Here is a 21,886-nt window from a genome sequence, read left to right as displayed (position 1 = left end):
TGTGGGGGAGCTTCACCACGATGAGGGGAACCCCATGACCGAGAACCGCACGCCCGAGCAGAAGACCACCCGCCGCCGCAAGGTCCAAGCCGTGCTCGCCGGAGGCCTCGTCCTCGGCGTCGGCGCCGCTGTCACCCTGGCGGCCTGGAACGACTCCGAGTTCGCCGAAGGGCTGTTCGGCTCGGCCTCGTTCAACCTGGAGGGGTCCACCGACGGCAGCGACTATGACGAGCACGACACCGCCGCCGAGGCGGCTCAGCTGACTTTCGCCGCGGACAACATGACTCCGGGCCAGACGGTCTACGCCCCGTTCTATGTGCGGCTGGACGCAGACACCACGATCAACGGCACCGTGGAGGCCTCTGACGGCATCGGCGTGGTCTCCTCCTCCGGTGAGAATGCTGACCACATGTCCTATGAGGTCTACGCGGACCCTGACAACTGCAATGCCGCCGACGCCTCCTCCGGCACCTCGGTGGCCTCAGGTGCGGACCTGAGCACCGGAATCGGCAGCACCACCACCTTCGACCTCACCGCCGGTGACGGAGCCGCCGGGACCCCGGTGCTGCTGTGCTTCGAAGTCTCGGCCAGCGACGATGACTTCGTCCAGGCTGACACCACCGAGGTGATCTGGGAGGTCACCGCGACCTCTGTCGACACTCCATGACAGACCAGGCGCTCACCACTCGCAGGGAGCGCCGTCGTCGCCGGAGCCGGCGCCGTCTGTCGAGACAGGTCCGGGCGCTGCTGGCCAGCGGCCTCGTCCTCGGCGTCGGCGCCTCGGTGACCCTGGCGGCGTGGAACGACTCCGAATACGCCGGCGGGACCGTCTCTGCGGGTCACTTCACGCTGGAGGGCTCCCCCGACGGCGCGAACTACTCGACCACGACCGCTGAAGCCCCCCACCAGCTGAGTTTCTCGACCACCAGCAATCTCACCCCGGGGGCACGCACCTATGCCCTGTTCAGCGTGCGCACCGCCTCCGGCTCTGTCGGCGGCACCGTGCAGCTGCAGGGTGACGACGGCAACACCGGGACACTGTCCTCTGCGATGACCTACGGAGTGCGCACTGTGGCCGGCACCACCTGCAACGCGTCCACCTTCGAGGGCGGCTCGCAGGTGATCCCGCGCGGCACGTCACTGACCGGTGACGCCGGTTCGAGCCAGTCGGTGGCAGGGAACCAGGGTGCGGTGGTCCATTACTGCCTGGAGCTGACCCTGTCGTCCGAGGCTCCGAACTCTGTCCAGGGCGCCACGGCCACGCCGCTGTGGCACGCCGTGGGCACCAGCTCGAGCGAGTGATTCCGATGTCCAGAGTGCGTCATGTGCTGGTGGAGGCTCTGCTGTGGCTCGTCTCTGTGGCGGGGCTGGCGGCGATCGTGCTGGTCATCTGCGCCCATTTCTTCAGCATCTCGCTGATCCTGTTCCGCACCGGCTCCATGGACCCCACGATCCCGCAGGGCTCCGCGGCCGTGGTGCGGGAGATCCCAGCCGAGGAGATCGCGGTGGGCGACGTCGTGACGGTGGACCGGCCCGCGGCGATGCCGGTGACCCACCGAGTGACCTCGGTGATCCCAGGGGAGACCGACGCTGAACGTGTGATCACCATGCAGGGCGATGCCAACGACTCCGAGGACCCCCACCCCTACACGGTGACGGAGGTCCGCGAGGTGCTGTGGTCGGTGCCGGGTCTGGCCCAGCCCATCCACCGGATGGGGGATCCGTGGATGATGGGCACGATCACCGTGGCAGCGGCACTGCTGGTGGGGTGGGCGTTCTGGCCGCGGGGCGGAGCCTCCTCCCGGAACGGGCCTGATGATGACGCCGACGGCGGCGATCCCCCCGATGCTCCGCATCGACCCCGGCACGCAGGCAGCATGGGCGCCAGCGCTCTCCTGGTCTCCACGGTGGGGCTCGGGATGGCCGGACTGTCCCCAGGGGCGCCTGCCCAGGCTGGCATGGCGAGTCGAGAGCAGCCCGTGGTGGAAGTCGTCCAGGGCGAGCATCTGCGACTGACCTCGGCCTACCGGCCGGAGTCGTCCTTGAATCTGGCGCCGGGCACCTCAGCGCTGTGGGAGGTCGGCGTCTCCGTGGAGGCCCCTGATCCGGGGGTGGTGCGGACCGGGATCAGCAGCTCCGGGGAGTTCCCGCTGCACGTGCAAGTGGAGTCCTGTGCCCAGCCGTGGGAGGACGCCGAGGGCCTTGAGGCCCCGGACGACGCCCACACCTCGCACTGCGAGTCCGGGCATCAGGTGCTGCGGTCCAGTGGAGCAGTGGGCCGCGATGACTCCGTGGAATGGATGATGGAGCACAGCTCTGAGCAGGACCGGTGGCTGCGGCTGGTCATCTCTCTGCCTCCAGGCGCCGGCCCGGGGATGCAGGGCCTGGTCTCGAGCCTGCGGGTGCATGCGGAGGCGGAAGGAGAGGAGCTCTCCACGACGCCGCCAGGGCCGGATCCCTCCCCCGGCCCCTCCCCTGACCCCTCCACGCCGCCTGCAGACGACTCTGACGCAGGATCAGACCCCGAGGCGGCACCGGAGGTCGAGCAGGATGAAGGCTTGGCCAGCACGGGAATCTCGGTGCTGGTGCTGCTGGCGGCGGCGCTGCTCTCTATGCTGTTGGGCAGGATGCTGCTGCGCGCTCGGAAGAATAGTGAACGCCGGCGGCAGCTCCGCATGGATCAAGAGGTGGGCCCATGAGACGCACCCTGGCCGGCCTGGCAGTGCTGGGCCTGCTGTCTCTGGGACTCTCCGGGACGGCAGCCCCGGTGGAGCAGACCGAGGCCTCCTGGACCCATCAGCAGCCGGCCCGCTCGGCCACGCTCTCTGCGGCGACGGTCCCGCCGGTGGCGAGTCTGAGCTGCACGGGCTCTCTGCTCCTGGGGCGGCTGACCATCAACTGGACCCACGCCCCAGGCACAATTCCCCGCCAGGGCTACCAGATCCAGCGGTTCGCCTCCTCGTCGTCGACCACTCCGACGAATACGTTCACCGTGGGCCCGAACGCCACGCAGTACGTGAACAGCAATCTGGCCCTGCTGAGCGACTCCCGGTGGGAGGTTCGCACGATGGGCCCCGGGCAGTGGGTCTCAGCGCCATGGGCGATGCACGTGGTCCAGCTGGCCACCGCTCTGAACTGCACGCCCGAGTCCGGGCCTCGCACCTGAGGTGCCGCACCGGCCGGGCGAGATGACGTCTGGGGAAATTCCTTGAGAAACCTGAGCGCGAACTGTTGCCTCGGCGAATGAAAACTTGTCAGGATGGCAGTGCTCTCAGGAGACGAGGGCATGATCACTCATCGAGCAGGGGGAATCCCTGGCTTTGACGAAAGGGGGGTGGTCTATGGATGGATTCGTTGGACCTTGTTCTCAGGCAGGTCGACACGATCCTCAGACTGCGTGACCGTCTGGGGCCCTGAGTCACCGCCGGACTGAACAACTCTCGCTGGCCCGGAACCTGCTCCCCCTGGGGTTCCGGGCCAGCGGTGTGTCTGGGCCATGGCGAGCCGCACTCATCGGCGGCGGGATCCCGCGCCGACGGTCTCGTCCTTCGAGGCTTTGCCCGTCGATTTCTGATCCTTCGACTGCCGGTCCTTCAGCTCCTGGCCCTTCGGCTCGTGGCCCTTCCCCCTCTTCTTCGACTCTCCCTGCTGTGCCGCGGCCTCGGAGCCTGGGGACGTCTGGTCGCCCTGCCCCTGGGGCGGCGGGAGGAGCCGTCTCAGGGGCCCGGGAAGGCGCGCACGCAGCGGCGCCCCGGCGGCGGCTGCCAGGCGCTCCAGGAACCGGTAGGTGCGGTCTGAGACGAAGATGGCGTCGAAGGCGAGCATCGCCAGGGAGAACCAGGGCAGACCCATCATGACGGCGATGCCTCCGTGGAGGAGGACGATTCCGATGAGGGCGAGCCGCCGGGTGACCGGGTGCAGGAGCCCGACGGCGAAGAACAGCTGCACGTACACGGAGAAGTAGGTCAGCGTGGTCAGCAGCACGGGGTTGCCGGTGACCAGGCTGTTCAGCCACGGGAAGACGCCGTATTCGTGGAGGCTGAGCGGATAGTAGAGGGCGGTGCCGGCCTGCCAGGTGGAGCCCTGGACCTTGTACAGCGCCGAGGCGGTGTAGAGGATGAAGATCTGGCAGGCGAGGGCGATGAGCGCGCCGTTGTGGAGGAGGTTCGTCCACCAGGCGGGCAGCACCGGCATGGAGTGCCAGAACCGCATGCCTACCGAGAGTTCACCCCGGGCGGCCCGCTGCTCGCCGAGACGGCGTCGTCGGGCGTCCAGGGACCAGTGCTCTGCGGTGCTCATCAGCACCATGAGCAGCAGGCCGATGCGGGCGATGTTGTCGCCCTGGTCGCCCATCGGTGAGGCGCGCTCCACCAGGGCTGCCATTCCCAGGGCGAGGAGCAGCGTCGTCAACCGAGTGCGCCAGCCGATGATCACGGCCACGGCGACGCCGATCAGGGCCAGGTACATGAGGGTGAACAGCGCGGGGGATTCGACGCCGAAGAGGTCGACCAGTCCGCCGAACGCGTTGGTCTCGCGGTACGGCTCGGCCCAGAAGGATCCGACGCCCCACAGCACGTGGCGGGAGCTGAAGTTGGTCAGCAGCACTCCCAGCATGGCGACGCCCACGAGGATGCGAGTGGCGGAGAGTCCATACAGAGCGTTCTTGCGCAGCAGGAGCCAACCCTGGCTTCGGAGGATGCCCTCCTGGATCGGCCGGAGGAGCTGGTCGCGGATCATGGTCATCGCCAGTCGCCTCCCTGCTCGAGGTAGGGGCCGAAGTGCTCGATCTGCTGGTCAGTGAGCTCGACGGCGGAACGCCACCCGTAGTCGCGTTCGGTGCGGGTGGTGTCGTCGATGGTGCTGTCGCTGTCCCAGGAGGGGGCGGGGCGGGTGCTGGTGCGGTATTGGATGTAGAGGATCTCCGTCTCGTCGCCCCATTCGTTCTCCGCGAAGCCGGTGGCGATGGCCGTGGCTGCGGCATCGGCGGTCATGTAGCGGTTGATGTCTGCGGTTCCGGCGCCGCCGTCGGCCTCGGTCAGACGCTCCCTGAGCTGATCCACAGGGGTTTCGACGTAGTCAGCCTCGAGCCATTCCCGCTGTTCGGTGCTCATGCCGCTGATGGCACTGTGCAGGCGGTCGGTGGTACGGCGGGTGATCTTGGCGGTGCGGGCGGGGAACGGGTTGCCAGCGACGATGCCGTCCTCGTTGTCGATGAGATCCACCCAGTCGGTAGTCTGCTCATCTCCGGTCTCGGGGTCCCGGACCGTGGCGCGGACCTCGAAGGTCACCGCGACCCGGCGCGGGTTGGGAGCGAAGATGGACCAGTTCTGGCTGAACCAGGGCTGCACGTACTCGCGTACGCGGTCCGCGCCCAGACTGTCCCGGGCCGGGTTGTTGGGGGCCACCCACAGCCCGATCATGAGCGTGTGGATGAGCACGATGGCCACCACGGGCCAGGTGAGCGCCCGGGCGCCCTCCGGCAGTCTCTTCAGGTCACGGCGAGTCCGCTCCAACTGCGGATCGCTCCGATCTGAGGTGTCGGGTCTGCTCACGGGGCCTCGTCATTCTGGTGCGATGGGAGAAGTTTCGGAAACAGATCAGCTGGCGACGCCTCTGCTTGTCAAGCGGTGACGTCTCAGACTGTCTGCGACCCGGGGCGGCGCATCACCTCATGTCAGCGGTTCGTCGTCACCGCTCGCCGCTCTGCGATCGTCTTGCCGGCGTGCTGCTCATCGGTGGACTTGTCGGACCGGCCGGCCTGTCTGGGGGCGTCCTCCGGCGGGTCCGAGTCAGGGCTGAAGCCGAGACGACGTCGGAAGTCGGCGGCTGCTCTGGCAGCCAGCCCTTCGATTCGGCGATAAGTCCGATCGGAGACGAAGATCGCGTCGTAGGCGAGCATGGCCAGGGAGAACCATGGGATCCCCATCAGCACGGCGATGCCGCCGTGCAGTCCGATGACTCCGAGCAGGAACAGACGCCGAGTGATCGGGTGGAGCAGACCGACGGCGAAGAACAGCTGCACGAAGACCGAGAAGTACGTCATGATCGTCAGCAGGATCGGGTTGGCCGAGAGCAGCGCGTTGATCTCTGGGAAGACCCCGAACTCGCCCAGGCTGAGCGGGTAGTGCAGTGCGGTGCCGTTCTGCCAGAGCTCTCCCTGCACCTTGTAGAGCGCCGACGCCGTGTAGAGGATGAAGACTTGGCATGCGAGTGCGATCAGCGCGACGTTGTGGATCAGCGCCGTCCACCACCCGGGCAGCAGTGGCAGCCCGTACCAGCCCCGCTGGGCGACGGTGAACTCCTCACCGGCAGCCTCACGTGCACGAGCCCTGGCCCGGCGCCGAGCGTCCAGCGACCAATGTTCGGATGTGCTCATGAAGAACAGCAGGGTCAGACCGATGCGCAGGATGTTGTCACCCTGATTGCCCAGCATGTCAGCTCGCTCCACCAGCCCGGCCATACCGATGACCAGGAGGATGTTCATCAGCCGGGCACGCCAGCCGATGAGGAAGGCGATCGCCACCGTCAGCAGCAGGAGGTACTTCAGCGTGAACACAGCGCTGGAGTCACCGGCGTAGAGGTCCAGCAGGGACCCGAACTCGCTGTTCTCCCGGTACGGTTCGGCCCAGGATGAACCGGGCCCCCAGATCACATGGCGCGAGGTGAAGTTCGTCAGGAGAATCCCGACCGCAGCGATGCCCACAAGAATGCGGGTGGCGGCGAGTCCTCGCAGCGCACGGCGCTCGGAGAGCAGCCAGGAGTAGAGATCCCGGATCCCCACGACGATCGGATCGATGAGGTGACGCGTCAGGAGGCTCATGTCAGTCCACCTCTGTCTCGGCGTAGAGGGTGAACAGATCGAGCTCTTCCTCGGCGATGTCCACGCTCGGACGCCAGCCATAGTCTCGGACGCCGGGCTCCACGTCCGCCAGCGTGCGGTCAGAGTCGGGATCGTAGTCCGGCACGCGCCGGCTGCTGGTGCGGTACTGGACCCGCGTGACATCTCCCTGGTCGCCCCAGGTGATCTGGGCGTAGGCATTGGCGATGAAGGTGGCCGTGGCGTCAGCCCGCATATAGCGGTCCACGGCGCCGACGTTTCCTTCATCTGCCTCGAGCAGCATCGTTCGCAGTTCTTCGACGGGGGTGTCGATGAAGTTGGCTTCCAGGAGTTCCAGCTGCTCGCTGTCCATGTCTCGGCGTGCGGTGTGCAGATCGTCGGCGGTGCGCCGTGTGAGCTTCATGGTCCTCGGCGGGGTCAGATTCCCACGCACGAGGGCATCTTCGATGTCCGTGAGCATGACCCAGTCCGTCTCTTCCTCCTCACCGGTGTCGGCATCGACCACGGAGGCGCGGACTTCGAACATCACTTCACCGCGGCGGGGAGTGGGGGCGAAGAGGGACCAGTTCTGTTCGAACCAGGGATAGATGTATTCGCGGACGCGGTCAGTGCCGACTGCGTCGCGGAAGGCTGTTGAGGGGGCGACCCACAGGCCGATGATCAGCGTATGGACCAGCACGATCGCCAGTAAAGGCCAGACGAGGACGCGGGCGATCTTCGGCGGACGTGGTGTCGCGTCGCCGCTGGTGGCGACGTCACCCGGCGCGGTTTCGCAGGCGTCATCCTGTGCGCGGGGCGTGGGGGTGTTCATGGCGTGTGCTCGTCTCCACGAAAGAGGTCTCGGAGAACAGACGAGCTGGCGGCGTCATCACCCATGGGTGATGACGCCGCCAGCGTCGTATTGATCAGCCGTTCAGCTCATGGCGTCTCAGCTGGTGCGGCGAACCTTGGCGAAGGCGACCACACCGGAACCGACAACGACCAGCAGCAGGGCCATCAGGGCCAGGCCGACCGCACCGGAAACACCGGTGGAGGCCAGACCGTCGCCAGGCTTGCCAGCGCCGGGCTTGCCGTCGTCACCGGGCTTACCAGTGCCCGGATCGGTGGTTCCAGCGCCGTCCTCGCCGGCAGCTGCCGACTCAGCGACGGTCACGGTGGCGGAGGCCGAGATGTTCTCGTCCTCGTCATCCGTGGCAGTGACGGTCAGCACGCCGGGCTGGGTGCCCTCAGGCACGGTCCAGTCCACGGAGAAGTTCCCGTCAGAGTCCACCTCGACACCCTCGATGGTGCCGATGACGTTGCCGTCAGCGTCGGTGATGACCACAGTGACCGTGGAGTCCGGCACGAAGCCTTCACCCTCAACGGTGATGTCGTCGCCAGGCAACACGGTGTCCGGCTCGACAGTGATCGACGGGTCCTGCTCAACGCCGTCGTCAGTGCCGTCCTCGACACCGTCTTCAACGCCGTCCTCGACACCGTCCTCAACGCCGTCCTCGACACCGTCCTCAACGCCGTCGACCTCAGTGCCGTTGTCATCCTCGATCACGGTCACGGTGTCAGAGGCCGAGATGTTCTCGTCCTCGTCATCCGTGGCGGTGACGGTCAGCACACCAGGCTCGGTGCCCTCAGGCACGGTCCAGTCCACGGTGAAGTTGCCCTCACCATCGACCTCGACACCTTCGATGGTTCCGATCTCGTCGCCATCGGCATCGGTGATGACCACAGTGACCGTGGAGTCCGGCACGAAGCCTTCACCCTCAACGGTGATGTCGTCACCAGGCAACACGGTGTCCGGCTGAACAGTGATCGACGGGTCGTACTCAACGCCGTCGTCAGTGCCGTCCTCGACACCGTCTTCAACGCCGTCCTCGACACCGTCTTCAACGCCGTCCTCGACACCGTCTTCAACGCCGTCCTCGACACCGTCTTCAACGCCGTCCTCGACACCGTCTTCAACGCCGTCCTCGACACCGTCTTCAACGCCGTCCTCGACACCGTCTTCAACGCCGTCCTCGACACCGTCTTCAACGCCGTCCTCGACACCGTCTTCAACGCCGTCCTCGACACCGTCTTCAGTGCCGTCGACCTCAGTGCCGTCGACCTCAGTGCCGTCGACCTCAGTGCCGTCGACCTCAGTGCCGTCGACCTCAGTGCCGTCGACCTCAGTGCCGTCGACCTCAGTGCCGTCGACCTCAGTGCCGTCGACCTCAGTGCCGTCGACCTCAGTGCCGTCGACCTCAGTGCCGTCGACCTCAGTGCCGTCGACCTCAGTGCCGTCGACCTCAGTGCCGTCGACCTCAGTGCCGTCGACCTCAGTGCCGTCGACCTCAGTGCCGTCGACCTCAGTGCCGTCGACCTCAGTGCCGTCGACCTCAGTGCCGTCGACCTCAGTGCCGTCGACCTCAGTGCCGTCGACCTCAGTGCCGTCGACCTCAGTGCCGTCGACCTCAGTGCCGTCGACCTCAGTGCCGTCGACCTCAGTGCCGTCGACCTCAGTGCCGTCGACCTCAGTGCCGTCGACCTCAGTGCCGTCGACCTCAGTGCCGTCGACCTCAGTGCCGTCGACCTCAGTGCCGTCGACCTCAGTGCCGTCGACCTCAGTGCCGTCGACCTCAGTGCCGTCGACCTCAGTGCCGTCGACCTCAGTGCCGTCGACCTCAGTGCCGTCGACCTCAGTGCCGTCGACCTCAGTGCCGTCGACCTCAGTGCCGTCGACCTCAGTGCCGTTGTCGTCCTCGGTCACCGTCAGAGTCGCCTCAGCAGACTCATCAGTGGTGTCATCGGTACCGACAACCGTCAGGTCGCCAGCCTCGGTGCCCTCAGGGACAGTCCACTCGTAGGTGAAGTTGCCCTCACCGTCGGTCTCGACACCGGGGATGGTCTCGAGGACGTTGCCCTCAGAGTCAGTGATCTCCAGAGTCACCGTGGAGTCCGGGGTGTAACCCGTACCCTCGATGTCCGTGGACTCACCCGGAGCAACAGTGTCCGGGTTCACCGACAGAGCCGGATCGATGTCCGCCTCGTCATCGGTCACCGTCAGAGTCGCCTCAGCAGACTCATCAGTGGTGTCATCGGTACCGACAACCGTCAGGTCGCCAGCCTCGGTGCCCTCAGGGACAGTCCACTCGTAGGTGAAGTTGCCCTCACCGTCGGTCTCGACACCGGGGATGGTCTCGAGGACGTTGCCCTCAGAGTCAGTGATCTCCAGAGTCACCGTGGAGTCCGGGGTGTAACCCGTACCCTCGATGTCCGTGGACTCACCCGGAGCAACAGTGTCCGGGTTCACCGACAGAGCCGGATCGATGGCTTCAACAGCAGTGCCTCGCACAGTCGAAGAAGCAAGGTTCACCTGGGCCAGCGGACCGGCCGCAGGAATCAGGCTGACCTGCAACGCGCGGACCGTGGAAGAGCCCTCGCCGAGGTCGCCGACCTCAGGCTGAGCGTTCACGGTGAAGGAGGCCACCTGGGTGACGATCTCCAGCAGCGGGCCGACGACCTCAGTCGCCAGCGGTCCGGTGATGCTGTCGATCAGCGTCTCCAGGTCAGCAAGCTCGCCGAAGGCGTCGCCCACAAGGCCGCCGACCAGGTTCAGCACCAGGTCGCCGAGCTCGCCGACGCTGTCGAGGCCGAGCGCGCCCAGCAGAGCACCAATGATTCCGGTGGACTCAACGGTCACGCTGTCCTCAGCCTCACCGTCCAGCAGCTCACCCAGCGTGGTGTCCAGCGTCACGGTAGCGCTGCCAGCGAGAATGATGTTGAGGCCCACAGTCACCGTGAGCGAGGTCGCCCGGATGGTGTCCTCGATGTTGGTGACGATCTCCGTCACGATGTCGGTCACAGCCTGGGTGATGCCGTCAGCGATTGCCGCCAAGACCGGGCCGCTGAGCAGCTCGGAGTTCGGGGGCATGTCGTTGAGGTTCGGCAGCTCCGGGTTCGCCGCGAGCAGCGTCTCCAGATCCACCGTCACCGCGCCGTTGGTGAGGTCAACGGTCACACCGCTGCTCTCGCCGACGACGTCATCCGGCAGCAGGAGCGACAGGTCCGGCGGAGTGAAGTCCACCGACGTGCTCAGGTCCAGGATGCCGAGGTTCAGCTGCGAGTCCAGCAGGCTGGAGATCGAGCCGGAGAGTCCGTCAAGACCGCCCTGCAGGCCGTCCACGGTGCCCAGCAGGTTCTCGTAGATCTCGCCGATGGCGGGGCTCTCGAGGTTCAGCGTCGCGCCAGCGATCTGGTAATCGGTGGTGGGCTCGCCGCCGTCGAGCTGCTCAATGCTGGAGGACAGTGCGCCGACCGAAAGGCTCAGATCGGAGATCAGACCCTCAGAAGCACCGCCGCTCGCCTGGGTGAGGAGCTCACTCAGGTCGATGAAGGCGTCAGCCGGGAACTCGTCAGAGCCGCCGACGGAGATGGCGCCCTGGTCGCTCACGGCACCGGAGGCCGCGCGTGCGTCTCCATTGTCCTGAGCCTCGGCGTACTGGTTGACGGCACCGACCTGGATCACGCCGTTCGGGCCGAAGAGCTGGAGCGAGTCGCCCAGGTCTACCCCGATGGCGTTGAGCACCTCAGCGCCCAGCGGGTTCGTGACGATCGGGTGCTCACCGCTCGGGTTCTCGGCGAATGCGCCGTTGATCTCAGCGATGTCATCGAGGGTGATGCCCGCCGCCTGGCCACCGAGGAACTTGCCCAGCGCCTCGGAGACATCGGTGGGTGCAGCGTTGGCCGGCGCTGCGCCGGACAGGGCCAAGCCTGCGGCCACGAGGGTCGCAGTGACCGCCGAAGCACAGCGCTTCAGCAAGCCCCGTTGTAGTGGACCTTGTCTTTCTTCTGGTGCAACTAATGGCTTCCCCATGGAAGTCCCCCTGTTGTGCCTTGTGCTGATCCGCGCTCGCCCTCCATGAGGACAGCCGCTACATCGAATTGAGATGTTCGTGACCGCGCAGTTATTTCAACTTTTGATGGGCATGACGAGAGTCACGCAACCATCAGCGAACCTAGCACAGTCCCCAGCTTGGAGCCAGACATTTCCCAGCCTCTGTACATCTGGCGAAACCCGCTGACACCCGCCCCACGCCCGAGCATCCGGCGGAGCCCACTCACCTGCGCCGATGAAACTGCACGTCACTGGCGTACGACTCGAGAGCGCCGTCCAGGCGCCGGGATTTCGCGTTTTAGCGACTCCGAGCAGAAGCCCCTCGCAGCGACGCGAAGAATTCACGGAAACGGGCCCAAGAAATCGAAACTGCTACTCGGCAGTAATCACGCTGAGGTCACCTCGGCGAGCATCGATGCGCCGAATCTGTCACGGGAGGGTCACACAGACGACGACGGCGGCCCACTGGAGCCGCCGTCGTCGTGATGTCACTGTGAGCTCCGGCCCGATACCGGGCCGGTGCAGAGCGGTCAGTCGATCAGATCCCGCACCGCGATGACCTCATCGCGACCCGGGCCCACTCCCACCCCGGAGATCCGGGTGCCGCTCATCTTCTCCAGGGCGAGCACATAGTCCCGGGCGTTGGTGGGCAGGTCCTCCAGGGTGCGCGCTCCGGAGATGTCCTCGGTCCAGCCGTCGAAGTGTTCGAAGATCGGCTTGGCGTGGTGGAAATCAGTCTGGGTCATCGGCATCTGGTCATGCCTGACACCGTCGACGTCATAGGCCACGCAGACCGGGATCCGCTCGATGCCGGTCAGCACGTCCAGCTTGGTGAGGAAGTAATCGGTGAATCCGTTGATGCGGGATGCATGCCGGGCCATCACCGCGTCATACCAGCCGCAGCGGCGCGGACGGCCGGTGTTCACCCCGAACTCCCCGCCGGTCTTCTGCAGGAACTCGCCCCACTCGTCGAAGAGCTCCGTCGGGAAGGGCCCGGCACCCACACGGGTGGTGTAAGCCTTGACCACTCCGATGGACCGGTTGATGCGCGTGGGTCCGATGCCCGAACCCACCGAGGCCCCACCCGCAGTGGGGTTCGACGACGTCACGAACGGGTAGGTGCCGTGGTCGACGTCGAGATAGGTGGCCTGGCCGCCCTCCATCAGCACCACGTCGCCCTCATCGAGAGCGTCGTTGAGCAGGATCGTGGTGTCCACGACCATCGGACGCAGCCGGTCCGCGAAGGAGAGGAAGTACTCGGCGATCTCATCAACCGTGATGGACCGCCGATTGTAGAGCTTGATCAGCAGCTCGTTCTTCTGCCGCAGCGCCCCATCGATCTTCTGCCGCAGGATCGACTCGTCGAAGATGTCCTGGACTCGGATGCCCAGCCGACCCACCTTGTCCATGTACGTCGGGCCGATGCCGCGACCCGTGGTGCCGATCGCCCGCTTCCCCAGGAACCGTTCAGTGACCTTGTCCATGGTCTGGTGATAAGGGGCCACCAGGTGGGCGTTGGCGGAGATGCGCAGCCGTGAGGTGTCCGCGCCGCGCGCCTCGAGGCCGTCGATCTCCTCGAACAGCGCTTCCAGGTTCACCACCACGCCGTTGCCGATCACCGGCACGGCATTCGGGGAGAGGATCCCCGCCGGCAGCAGCTTCAGCTCGAACTTCTCCCCACTGACGACCACGGTATGACCCGCGTTGTTGCCGCCGTTGGGCTTGACCACATAGTCGACTCGCGAGCCGAGCAGGTCAGTGGCCTTGCCCTTCCCCTCGTCCCCCCACTGGGCACCGACGATCACAATGGCTGGCATGTCGCTCCTTCAGGGGTCCCGCTGTTCCGCGCGGGACGTCTCGACGTCAATGCCGTCTCCTTGGGCCGACGACACCGACGGCAAGTCTACCAACGCTGGTCTGACAGACCTTTCCCCGATGTGAGGTCAGCGGCGGTCCTCGGTTGGACCCTCGCCGTCGTCGCCCTGGGCGAAGGGCAGCAGACTCGACCCATCCCCCATCTGCCCCTCAGCGATCACCCCGAGGTCGCCATCCTGCTGAAGGACCACCGCGGACACCCCCTCCAGGGACCCGCCGCCGGACTTGCGCACCGCGGTATGGACGTCCTCCTCCACCAGCTGATGACGGCGCATCGTCCGACGCTGGAAGGAACCTTGGTAGTAGACGAGCACCGGCGGCGCATCCAGCAGCCCACGGAACCTCGGCGAGCGACCGCGCAACCAGGCCAGCACCCACTGCAGCAGGATCAGCAGAGCCAAGGTCAGCACGGTCTGAGCCAGCGGCACCTCCACCGCGGTCAGCGTGCGCCCGAAGGCGGAGCCGATGGTCACCGCCACGATGAAGTCCAGCGGCGTCATCGATGCCATCGTGCGCGGCCCTGAGATGCGCAGCATCACCAGCAGCGCCACGTAGCCGGCCACGACGGTCACCAGGGTGTGGATGATCGGCTCCCAGCCGTCCCAGTACTGTGAGATGTCCATGGGGCCAGCCTGGCAGGGCCCGCGCGATCGGTCCATAGCAGGACCAGTTCGTCACAGGGTCTGTCCTCAGAGGAGCGGCGCAGCCCCTCCCACGATGCGCGGTCCGCACTCAGGCTGCGGCATGGGCCTCTGCCGCCGTGGCGATGTCCCGGAGATCACGGCGCATCGCGGACCGCGTCACCAGGCGCCCCAGCGGCGCGGTGAGCGCAGCCGCCGCCCGCTGCATTCGCCCCGAGCCCACGGAGGCCCCGTGGAAGGACATGCACAGCAGGGTCCCGCGGCCACGGGGCGCCAGGATGAACGCAGTCTCGTAGCTCATGCCGTGGCTGGCCGCGGCGACCTGAAGACGGCGCTCAGGCTCACTGGCGACGATCTCCATCTCCTCACTGGCCTGGGTGCCCATCATCCGGCGTGTCTCCCGCCAGCGGGCGCCGACCTCGGCTCCCGTGCCCGCCAGACGCTCGATCCGCGTCACACCGCTGAGCACCTGGGCAGCACCGTCGAGATCGGTGAGGACACTCCAGACCTCACCCCCAGGGGCATCGATCTGTCGGCACAGCTCGAGCTTCTCGTCCATGGAGACTCCTCAGGCACCGGGCGCCCGATACGGGCCGCCGTCGGATCCTGAGACTACACAGGGGGCAGGGTGCGGCGCTTCGCTGGACGGCCGTCGTCGGGCACTCAGCCGAGCCGACCGCCGGAAGCCTCCAGGTAGCAGGCTGCACACAGCGACTCGTACCAGACGTCCGTCCCATCGATGGCGACCTGGTCGCCGTCGAAGATGACCCGGTCCCCGGAGCGACGGGTGTTGAACACCGCTTTGGCGCCGCAGCGGCAGATGGTCTTCAGCTCCTCCAGCGAGTGGGCGATGTCCATCAGTCGGGCTGAGCCGGGGAAGGACCGGGTGCGGAAATCGGTGCGGATCCCATAGGCGAGCACCGGGACGCCGTCCAGCACGGCGATGCGCAGCAGGTCATCGATCTGCTCCTCGGTGAAGAACTGCGCCTCGTCCACCAGAAGGCAGGCCACCGGCTTCACCCCATGGCGCAGAGCACGGGTGTCAGCGGCGTCGACGCCGTCCAGCAGGGTGCCCGGGACGCCGCCTTCGGCATGCTGGCCGAACAGCTGGCGCAGGTTCGCTTCAGCGGGGACGAGGAAGTCCACCTCACGGGTCACCCCGAGCCGGGAGACGATCTCATCCGCACCCTTGGTGTCCAGCTTCGGTTTGGCCAGCAGCACACGCTGACCGCGCTCCTCATAGTTGTACGCCGCCTGGAGCAGACCGGTGGACTTGCCGGAGTTCATCGCTCCGTAACGGAAATAGAGCTTGGCCACCCTGGTCCTCTCTCCACGCGCGTGCGGGCCCCGCTCATTGTAGAGGGCGGGGCCCGCACAGCCGGAGGACTCCCCTCAGAGGCGCCAGCAGCTGTTGGCGGTGTTCCACCCGTTCAGGCTCAGCGTGGTGAACAGCGCCACCCCCGGCATCCCGGCCACGAAGCCACCCACATGGGTCGGGGCGACGTTCGACTCGAAGGCCACCCGAGCACCCTCGCCGCACCACCGCTGGGCCAGACTGCGGCCAGTGCGGTAGGGGATCACGTCATCGAGCAGGCTGTGGTTGACCTGCACCGGCACCTGCGGGGCGCGGCCCTCACCGATGCGCTGCTCCACGAGGGCGGAGAAGAACGGCTCATCCTGGATCAGCTCGGTGAAGCCCCGCCCGTCCACCGTCAGTGTGGAGGTGTCCACGAACAGGTGGCTGATCAGCGCAGAGACCGTGCACTGACCTGAGGCCTGCTCCAGGCGAGCCAGCCCCTCCTCGTTGAGGAACTCCGCCGGGTCCAGACCCTCAGACTCCACCAGCCCGCCCAGCGCGAAGAGCAGGAAGGCGTTGTACAGGCTGCTGTCGATCATGTCCGCCACTTCGAACAGGTCGGCGGGGACAGCCCCGGCCGCACCCGAGATCAGGTTCAGCTCCGGAGCGTGCTCATGGGCGATCTCCAGCGCTGCGGCGGAGGCGCCCCCGCCCTGCGAGTAGCCCCGGATGTGGACCGGATTCTCCTCGCCCAGATCCACCCCCTCGGCCTGCTGGGCCGCCCGGGCGGCGTCGAGCACTGCGTGGGCCTGGTCCACCCGGTTCATATAGGTATGGGCCCCTTCGGTGCCCAGGCCGATGTAGTCCGGCACAACGACGGCGTAGCCCGCCTCCAACGCCGCAGCGATGCCCACTCCCTCATATTCGGTGCCGGCGGCCAGCTGCCGGCTCGGCGCACACTGATCCCCCAGACCTTGGGTGCCAGGCGCATGGATCACCAGCGGCCGCTGCGTGTCCTGACCGCTGCGGGCAGGCTCCAGCACTGTGGCGACGGCGGCCCGGGCTGCCCCGTTGGAATCGGTGGTGCGGTACATGATTCGGGTGACCTCCGCGTCGTGCTCGATCAGTCCGACCGGGTCCAGGTAGAAGGTGCTCTCCTCCTGACGGATCAGGGCGCCGTCCTCGGCGGGAAGAGTGGCCGGAGTGGTGTAGAAGTCCGAATCCGTGGAGTCGGCCAGATCCTCGGCCGCCGCTGCATAGCGCAGATCCTCGGTGGTGAGCTCGTCGGAGGCCTCCAAGGCCTGCTCCGCCTCCTCCACGGAGACGTCATCCGGGACCTCCTCCGCGTGAAGGTCCTCCGGGGCGGCCGCGTCGGACTCGCGCTCCCGCAGGAGCTGCTCCAGCCCTCCCAGCTCCTCCTCGACCGCAGGCTCCTGGGATTCCTCCGGGGCGGCCGAGGCGGCGGGCACGGTCGAGAGCACCAGTGCCGCCGCGGAGACGGCGGCACCTGCTCCCAGGACCAGACGGCGAGAGCGCCTCTCACGCCGACGCCTCGGGAACCCTGAGGCCAGCGGTTCCACGGGGGCCGGGCTGCGGCTGTCGCTGAGGTGGTGGTGGGGGCTGCGGGGCGTCTCGGGCTGCGTCATCGGGCCTCTCCGTCAGTGGGTGATCTGGGGCGATCCACTGGTTACTCACGGGTGTGACTTGCGAGTAACGAGTGATCCGAGTCACACCCTAATGGGAGGAGGGTGCGCTGGGAAGACCCCTGCGCTCTCCGGAGACCTGCCCCACCTCGTCGAGTGGGGGATTCACCACCACTTACAGCAAGAATTCGCGGGATAGGTGTCAGCGAATCCCCCACTCGGCGAAAAAGGGGAGGGTGAGCACGAAGCCCACCCTCCCTTTCGCGTCCGGCGCCTCAGCTCTGCAAGGCGGCGATCTGCTCCCGCGCAGTGGGGTCGCAGTCGTTCAGGAACGTCGAGATCCGGTGGACCTCCTCGGTCTCCCCGATGGCGGCCGCGGCCTGGCCCAGCGCGGCGAGTGCCCGGAGGAACCCGCGGTTGGGCTCATGGGACCACGGCACCGGCCCGGCTCCGCGCCAGCCGGAGCCGCGCAGCGCATCCAGCCCCCGGTGGTACCCCACCCGGGCGTAGGCGTACCCCTCCACGGTGTACCCCTGGGACAGCGCGTCCTCGGCCAGCAGCGCCCACACCAGCGACGACGTCGGGTGCTGGGCGGCCAGATCCACCGGCTCGCTGCCGTCCGCCAGGGACTCGGTGACCTCGGGCTCAGCCGGCAGCAGCGTGGGCTCCGGCTCCATCAGGTTGTGTCCGACGATGCTCATGGCCGCCATCCTACGCGGGAGCCGAGGACCGCGGCGTCACCGGTGTCGCGGACGCCCGGGACTGTTTCTTCGGCGCCCCGTGGATGACCCGATGCCGGATCCAGGCGGAGATCTGATCGATGATGATCGTCACCACGATGATCACCACCAGGGTGATCCCGATGCGGTCCCAGGCACGGACGTTGAAGAGCGCCGACAGCAGCGAGCCGATGCCCCCTGCTCCCAGCACCCCGAGGATGGCCGAGGCCCGGATGTTGACCTCGAAGCGGTACAGCCAGATGGCTATCACCTCCGGCATCACCTGCGGCAGCACCGCCCAGCGGATCATCTGCAGCTTCGAGGCGCCCGAGGCCCGGGCGGACTCCAGCGGGCCCGGATCCACGCCCTCGATCGCCTCGGAGATGAGCTTGGACAGCGTCCCGATCGAGCTCACTCCCAGCGCCAGAGCTCCCGCCAGCGGGCCCAGCCCGAAGATCGGCAGCATCACCGCGATCGCGAAGACGATCTCCGGCACCGCGCGGATCACCGAGAGGATGAAACGGACCACCACATAGATGGGCAGCGGGGTCATGTTCCGTGCGGCCAGGAAACCCATGGGCAGGGAGAACAGCGCACCCACCACGGTGCCGATCCAGGCGATCTGCACCGACTCCAGCATGTCCGAGAAGGCGGTGCCCCATGCTGCCTGCACCTCCGGGGTGAGCGGTTGGAACACGCCCTGCACCATCAGGGAGGAGTAGGTCATGAAGTTCGCCGGGAACTCGGCCAATCGGGAGAAGTTCGCCCCGGTGGCGGAGACCGCGGCGATCACGAGGATCCCGAAGGCCAGCAGCCCCAGGTTCCAGCCCAGCTTGGAGGGCTTCACCGGGCGGCGATCCAGGCGGTCCGGGGTGTGGCGCGGGGCAGATCCAGCCTTCGGCCCGCCGACTGGCCGCGACTGCCCGCCGGGTTCGATGGGTTCTGTCATGTCAGCCTCCGGCGGATGGTCAGCGAGAGGTAGTCCACGGCCAGCACGACGACCACCAGGGCGATCATGATCGCGGAGATGTTCTCGTAGGCGAACCGGGAGAGCTGCACGCTGATCGTGGAGCCGATGCCTCCGGCGCCGACGATTCCCAGCACCACCGAGGCGCGGATGTTCAGCTCGAAGACATAGAGGCTGTAGGACAGATAGCCGGGCAGGATCTGCGGGACCACGGCGATCCGGTCACGCTGCAGGAGGTTCGCTCCCGACGCGTCGGCTGCCTCGAGCGGGCCACGGTCCACGGCGTCGATGGTCTCACCGGTCAGCTTCGCGATGATGCCGATGTTGAACATCACCAGCGCCATCACTCCGGCCATCGGTCCCGCTCCCCCGGCGGTGCCGCCGAGCAGCGCCACGAACAGCAGACCGTAGCCGATGTCCGGGATGGATCGGATCACCGAGTTCAGCGCCTTCACGAACTGCGAGACGCCTCGGTTGGGACTCGAGACCGGCGAGGCCATCATCGCCAGGAACAGGCCGATGCAGCAGCCCACGGTGGTGGCCACCACCGCCATCGCGAGGGTGACCAGCCAGGCGTCGGAGACTCGCCAGATGAACCCCCAGTTGGGGCTCATGAAGCCTTGCAGCACCGGCTCGGCACGGCGCAGGTCCTCCCACAGCGGGGTCAAGGTGAAGCCGATGCCGGAGCCGCCCCACCAGGTGACGCCGATGACGGCCAGCGCCCCCAGCATCGGAAGTTCCCCGGCACCCGTGCGCCAGCCGAGGGCCAGCACGCCCACCAGCACCAGCGCGCCGATGCCGGGGTACAGCGGCAGCCGGGTGAAGCCGAGGTCGAGCATCAGGGTGGAGGTCGAGGTCCAGCCGAAGAACAGCACCAGCAGCACGGCGACGGCGACGAGCCCCAGGTAGCCTGCAGCTCCAGGGCGCGGCTTCTCTGGCCGCCCGATGCCAGAACCGGCACTCGGCTGCCCCGGGGATGCGGAAGGGGCGGTGACGGTGCTCAACGGCCTGCACTCTCCACCGGGGAACCGTCCACGACGACGTCCTCGGCGGTGAGCGAGCGCTGGTACACCGCCTCGATGGCGACGTCGGTGGCCTCCTCCACCGGGCCGTCGAAGACGACCTCCCCGCCGCGCATGCCGATCACCCGATCCGCATAGCGCCGGGCCATGTCCAGATGGTGCAGGTTCACGATCGTGGTGATGCCCAGCTCCCGGTTGATCCGGCGCAGATCCTGCAGCACCTTGTGCGCGGTGGGCGGGTCCAGGGAGGCCACCGGCTCGTCAGCGAGGATCACCTCGGGGTCCTGGGCGAGCACCCGAGCGATGGCCACCCGCTGCTGCTGTCCGCCCGAGAGCGTCGAGGCCCGGACGTAGGCCTTCTCCACGATGCCCACCCGCTCCAGGGACCGGAAGGCGATCTCCTTGTCCTGCGGTTTGTACCAGCCCAGCAGAGATCGCCAGGAGGAGGTCTGCGAGGACCGTCCGACCAGCACATTGGAGAGCACGGAGATGCGCGTGACGAGGTTGAAGGACTGGAAGATCATGCCCACCCGGGAACGCAGCCGCCGCAGCCCGCGCCGGGAGCCGGCGTCGACGACGTCGCCTCCCACGGTGAGGGTGCCCGAGGTGTAGGGCACCAGGCCGTTGATGGTGCGGATGAGGGTGGACTTGCCAGCACCGGAGAGTCCGACGATGACGACGAACTCTCCCTTCTCCACCGCGAGGCTCACGTTCTTCAGCCCTTGGAAGCCGCCGGGATAGACGACGTCGACGTTCTCGAATCTGATCATGGGATGTCCGGACGGAGGAGTCGGATGGGCTTACTCGTCGTCGCCGAAGTTGGCGGCCACCTCACGGGCGGCGTCGAGGGCATCGACGTTGGCCTCCACGAGGTCGTCAATCTCATAGACGTCGAAGAGGACCTCCTGACCCTCCTCCGACTCGGTCAGCGCCAGGAACCCGTCGGTGATCGCCTGCTTCTCCTCGTCGCTGAGGTGCGCGGCCAGCGCGATCCCGTCATTGGGGATGTCCTCGCTCCAGGCGAAGACCACCACTTCGTCTCCGACGTCCTCCTGCTCCTCGACGACGGACTCGCGGGCGTCGTCGAAGCTGACGCCCACGCTGATCTCACCGTTGTAGACGTTGAGCACGGAGTTCGGGTGGCCGCCGGCGAACTGCGCGTCGATGTCGCTGAACGGGTCGAAGCCGTTGAGGACCTCAAGCTGGGTGGCCGGGTAGTAGTAGCCGGAGGCGGATCCTTCATCCACGAAGGAGATGGTCTCGCCCTCTTCGATCAGCTCGAGGGCCTCTTCGCCGACGGGGCCCGATGAGGCAGTATCGGTGCCGTTGCAGAACAGCATCTCGTAGCCCTGACCCGTCTCGGCCATGACCGGCTCGTCGAGGCAGTAGGTGTCCGGGTCGTTGGTGAACCACTGGGTGACGTAGGTGTCGGAGCCATAGCGCACCGCCTGCAGCACGGCTTCGGCATCGGCCTGATCGATGGCCTGGACCAGGGCGATGGGGCCGAACATCCCGATGTCTGCCTGCTCGGTCTGCATGGCCGTGACCAGCCCGGCGTAGTTGTCGGTGATGTAGGGCTCGACCTCGCGGTCCAGCTCCTCGCTGAGCTGCTCGGCCAGTGCGTCGGCATCCTCGACGAGCTGGTCCATGTCCTGGGAGGGCACGAGACCGAGGACGAGGGCTTCCTCGGAGTCCCCACCGGCCTCGCCGGCGTCGCCGTCGTCATCGGAGTCGGCGACACAGCCGGCCAGGACGAGCGTGAGCACGCCGCCCAGCGCGAAAGTGGATGTGGTCTTCATGCGCATGAGTGGTTTTCCTCTTCGATCACGATGCAGGTGAAATGCCGGATCCGGCACAAGAAACTCATCCCCCGGTGCTGATTCCGACAGGCCCTTCACCCCGTGCCTGCGCTCGACCTCGCTGGATGAAATCCTGATGCGGCCCTCATCCGAGCGGGGCGCGACCATGGTGCGGGGCGCGAACCTGACCTCACTCTAGAGCGCCCAGATGGGCC

18 protein-coding genes and 2 pseudogenes are annotated in these 21,886 nt (G+C 67.0%); 5 read left to right on the top strand and 15 right to left on the bottom strand.

Annotated features, from left to right (window positions below; translation table 11 throughout):
- Positions 1 to 34: 34 nt before the first annotated feature.
- Genes HNR09_RS09115 through HNR09_RS09100 form a run of 4 tightly spaced genes read left to right on the top strand, consistent with a single transcriptional unit; the run spans position 35 to position 3,166 of the window.
- Positions 35 to 667, top strand: a complete 633-nt coding sequence (locus tag HNR09_RS09115; RefSeq protein WP_179541743.1) for a SipW-dependent-type signal peptide-containing protein — start codon at positions 35 to 37, stop codon at positions 665 to 667.
- A complete protein-coding gene (locus HNR09_RS09110; protein ID WP_179541742.1) occupies positions 664 to 1,302 on the top strand; it encodes a SipW-dependent-type signal peptide-containing protein in 639 nt (212 codons plus the stop codon). The genes HNR09_RS09115 and HNR09_RS09110 overlap by 4 nt, the downstream gene beginning before the upstream one ends.
- A 5-nt stretch (positions 1,303 to 1,307) precedes the next feature.
- Positions 1,308 to 2,699, top strand: a complete 1,392-nt coding sequence (locus tag HNR09_RS09105) for a S26 family signal peptidase (RefSeq protein WP_179541741.1) — start codon at positions 1,308 to 1,310, stop codon at positions 2,697 to 2,699.
- On the top strand, positions 2,696 to 3,166 hold the full coding sequence (locus HNR09_RS09100; protein WP_179541740.1) for a hypothetical protein: 471 nt from the start codon (positions 2,696 to 2,698) through the stop codon (positions 3,164 to 3,166). Before HNR09_RS09105 ends, HNR09_RS09100 begins: the two co-directional genes overlap by 4 nt.
- 344 nt (positions 3,167 to 3,510) lie before the next feature.
- Here HNR09_RS09100 and HNR09_RS09095 read toward each other — a convergent pair whose 3' ends face one another.
- From HNR09_RS09095 to HNR09_RS09080, 4 genes are all read right to left on the bottom strand, one after another.
- On the bottom strand, positions 3,511 to 4,743 hold the full coding sequence (locus tag HNR09_RS09095; protein ID WP_179541739.1) for an HTTM domain-containing protein: 1,233 nt from the start codon (positions 4,741 to 4,743) through the stop codon (positions 3,511 to 3,513).
- Complete coding sequence (locus HNR09_RS09090) at positions 4,740 to 5,552, bottom strand: DUF5819 family protein (protein WP_179541738.1); 813 nt, start codon at positions 5,550 to 5,552, stop codon at positions 4,740 to 4,742. The genes HNR09_RS09095 and HNR09_RS09090 overlap by 4 nt, the downstream gene beginning before the upstream one ends.
- Positions 5,553 to 5,674: 122 nt before the next feature.
- The gene (locus tag HNR09_RS09085; protein ID WP_179541737.1) at positions 5,675 to 6,820 is read right to left on the bottom strand and encodes an HTTM domain-containing protein; all 1,146 of its coding nucleotides are present in this window, start codon (positions 6,818 to 6,820) and stop codon (positions 5,675 to 5,677) included.
- 1 nt (position 6,821) lies between these two features.
- On the bottom strand, positions 6,822 to 7,649 hold the full coding sequence (locus tag HNR09_RS09080; RefSeq protein ID WP_179541736.1) for a DUF5819 family protein: 828 nt from the start codon (positions 7,647 to 7,649) through the stop codon (positions 6,822 to 6,824).
- A 63-nt stretch (positions 7,650 to 7,712) separates the two neighbouring features.
- On the opposite strand from HNR09_RS09080, the pseudogene HNR09_RS16590 reads away from it, so the two are divergent.
- Positions 7,713 to 9,506, top strand: a pseudogene (locus tag HNR09_RS16590) (pentapeptide repeat-containing protein); the annotation flags it as partial.
- A gap of 1,230 nt (positions 9,507 to 10,736) precedes the next feature.
- Here HNR09_RS16590 and HNR09_RS16585 read toward each other — a convergent pair.
- The 11 genes and pseudogenes from HNR09_RS16585 to phnD form a co-directional block, all read right to left on the bottom strand.
- A pseudogene (locus HNR09_RS16585) lies at positions 10,737 to 11,687 on the bottom strand (choice-of-anchor G family protein); the annotation flags it as partial.
- A gap of 551 nt (positions 11,688 to 12,238) precedes the next feature.
- Complete coding sequence (locus HNR09_RS09065) at positions 12,239 to 13,525, bottom strand: adenylosuccinate synthase (RefSeq protein ID WP_179541735.1); 1,287 nt, start codon at positions 13,523 to 13,525, stop codon at positions 12,239 to 12,241.
- A 126-nt stretch (positions 13,526 to 13,651) separates the two neighbouring features.
- Positions 13,652 to 14,206 (bottom strand): DUF421 domain-containing protein, encoded by a 555-nt coding sequence (locus HNR09_RS09060; RefSeq protein ID WP_179541734.1) that lies wholly within the window; start codon positions 14,204 to 14,206, stop codon positions 13,652 to 13,654.
- A gap of 109 nt (positions 14,207 to 14,315) precedes the next feature.
- On the bottom strand, positions 14,316 to 14,783 hold the full coding sequence (locus HNR09_RS09055) for an SRPBCC family protein (protein WP_179541733.1): 468 nt from the start codon (positions 14,781 to 14,783) through the stop codon (positions 14,316 to 14,318).
- Positions 14,784 to 14,887: 104 nt separating this feature from the next.
- Positions 14,888 to 15,541 carry a thymidine kinase gene (locus HNR09_RS09050; protein WP_179541732.1) on the bottom strand — a complete coding sequence of 218 codons (654 nt, stop codon included), beginning with the start codon at positions 15,539 to 15,541 and terminating at the stop codon, positions 14,888 to 14,890.
- A 75-nt stretch (positions 15,542 to 15,616) separates the two neighbouring features.
- Positions 15,617 to 17,167, bottom strand: a complete 1,551-nt coding sequence (locus HNR09_RS16365) for a lipase family protein (protein WP_179541731.1) — start codon at positions 17,165 to 17,167, stop codon at positions 15,617 to 15,619.
- Positions 17,168 to 17,439: 272 nt separating this feature from the next.
- Complete coding sequence (locus tag HNR09_RS09040; protein ID WP_179541730.1) at positions 17,440 to 17,865, bottom strand: DUF3151 domain-containing protein; 426 nt, start codon at positions 17,863 to 17,865, stop codon at positions 17,440 to 17,442.
- A gap of 10 nt (positions 17,866 to 17,875) precedes the next feature.
- Positions 17,876 to 18,832, bottom strand: a complete 957-nt coding sequence (gene phnE, locus HNR09_RS09035) for a phosphonate ABC transporter, permease protein PhnE (protein ID WP_179541729.1) — start codon at positions 18,830 to 18,832, stop codon at positions 17,876 to 17,878.
- Positions 18,829 to 19,854 (bottom strand): phosphonate ABC transporter, permease protein PhnE, encoded by a 1,026-nt coding sequence (gene phnE / locus HNR09_RS09030; RefSeq protein ID WP_179541728.1) that lies wholly within the window; start codon positions 19,852 to 19,854, stop codon positions 18,829 to 18,831. Before phnE (HNR09_RS09030) ends, phnE (HNR09_RS09035) begins: the two co-directional genes overlap by 4 nt.
- Entirely contained in the window at positions 19,851 to 20,642 is a 792-nt protein-coding gene (phnC, locus tag HNR09_RS09025) for a phosphonate ABC transporter ATP-binding protein (protein WP_179541727.1), read from the bottom strand. Before phnC ends, phnE (HNR09_RS09030) begins: the two co-directional genes overlap by 4 nt.
- 30 nt (positions 20,643 to 20,672) lie before the next feature.
- Complete coding sequence (phnD, locus tag HNR09_RS09020; protein WP_179541726.1) at positions 20,673 to 21,671, bottom strand: phosphate/phosphite/phosphonate ABC transporter substrate-binding protein; 999 nt, start codon at positions 21,669 to 21,671, stop codon at positions 20,673 to 20,675.
- Positions 21,672 to 21,886 lie beyond the last annotated feature (215 nt).

Origin of the sequence: Nesterenkonia xinjiangensis (assembly GCF_013410745.1) — a bacterium.
Taxonomy (GTDB): Bacteria; Actinomycetota; Actinomycetes; order Actinomycetales; family Micrococcaceae; genus Nesterenkonia; species Nesterenkonia xinjiangensis.
This window is presented reverse-complemented; position numbering and strand designations above follow the sequence as displayed.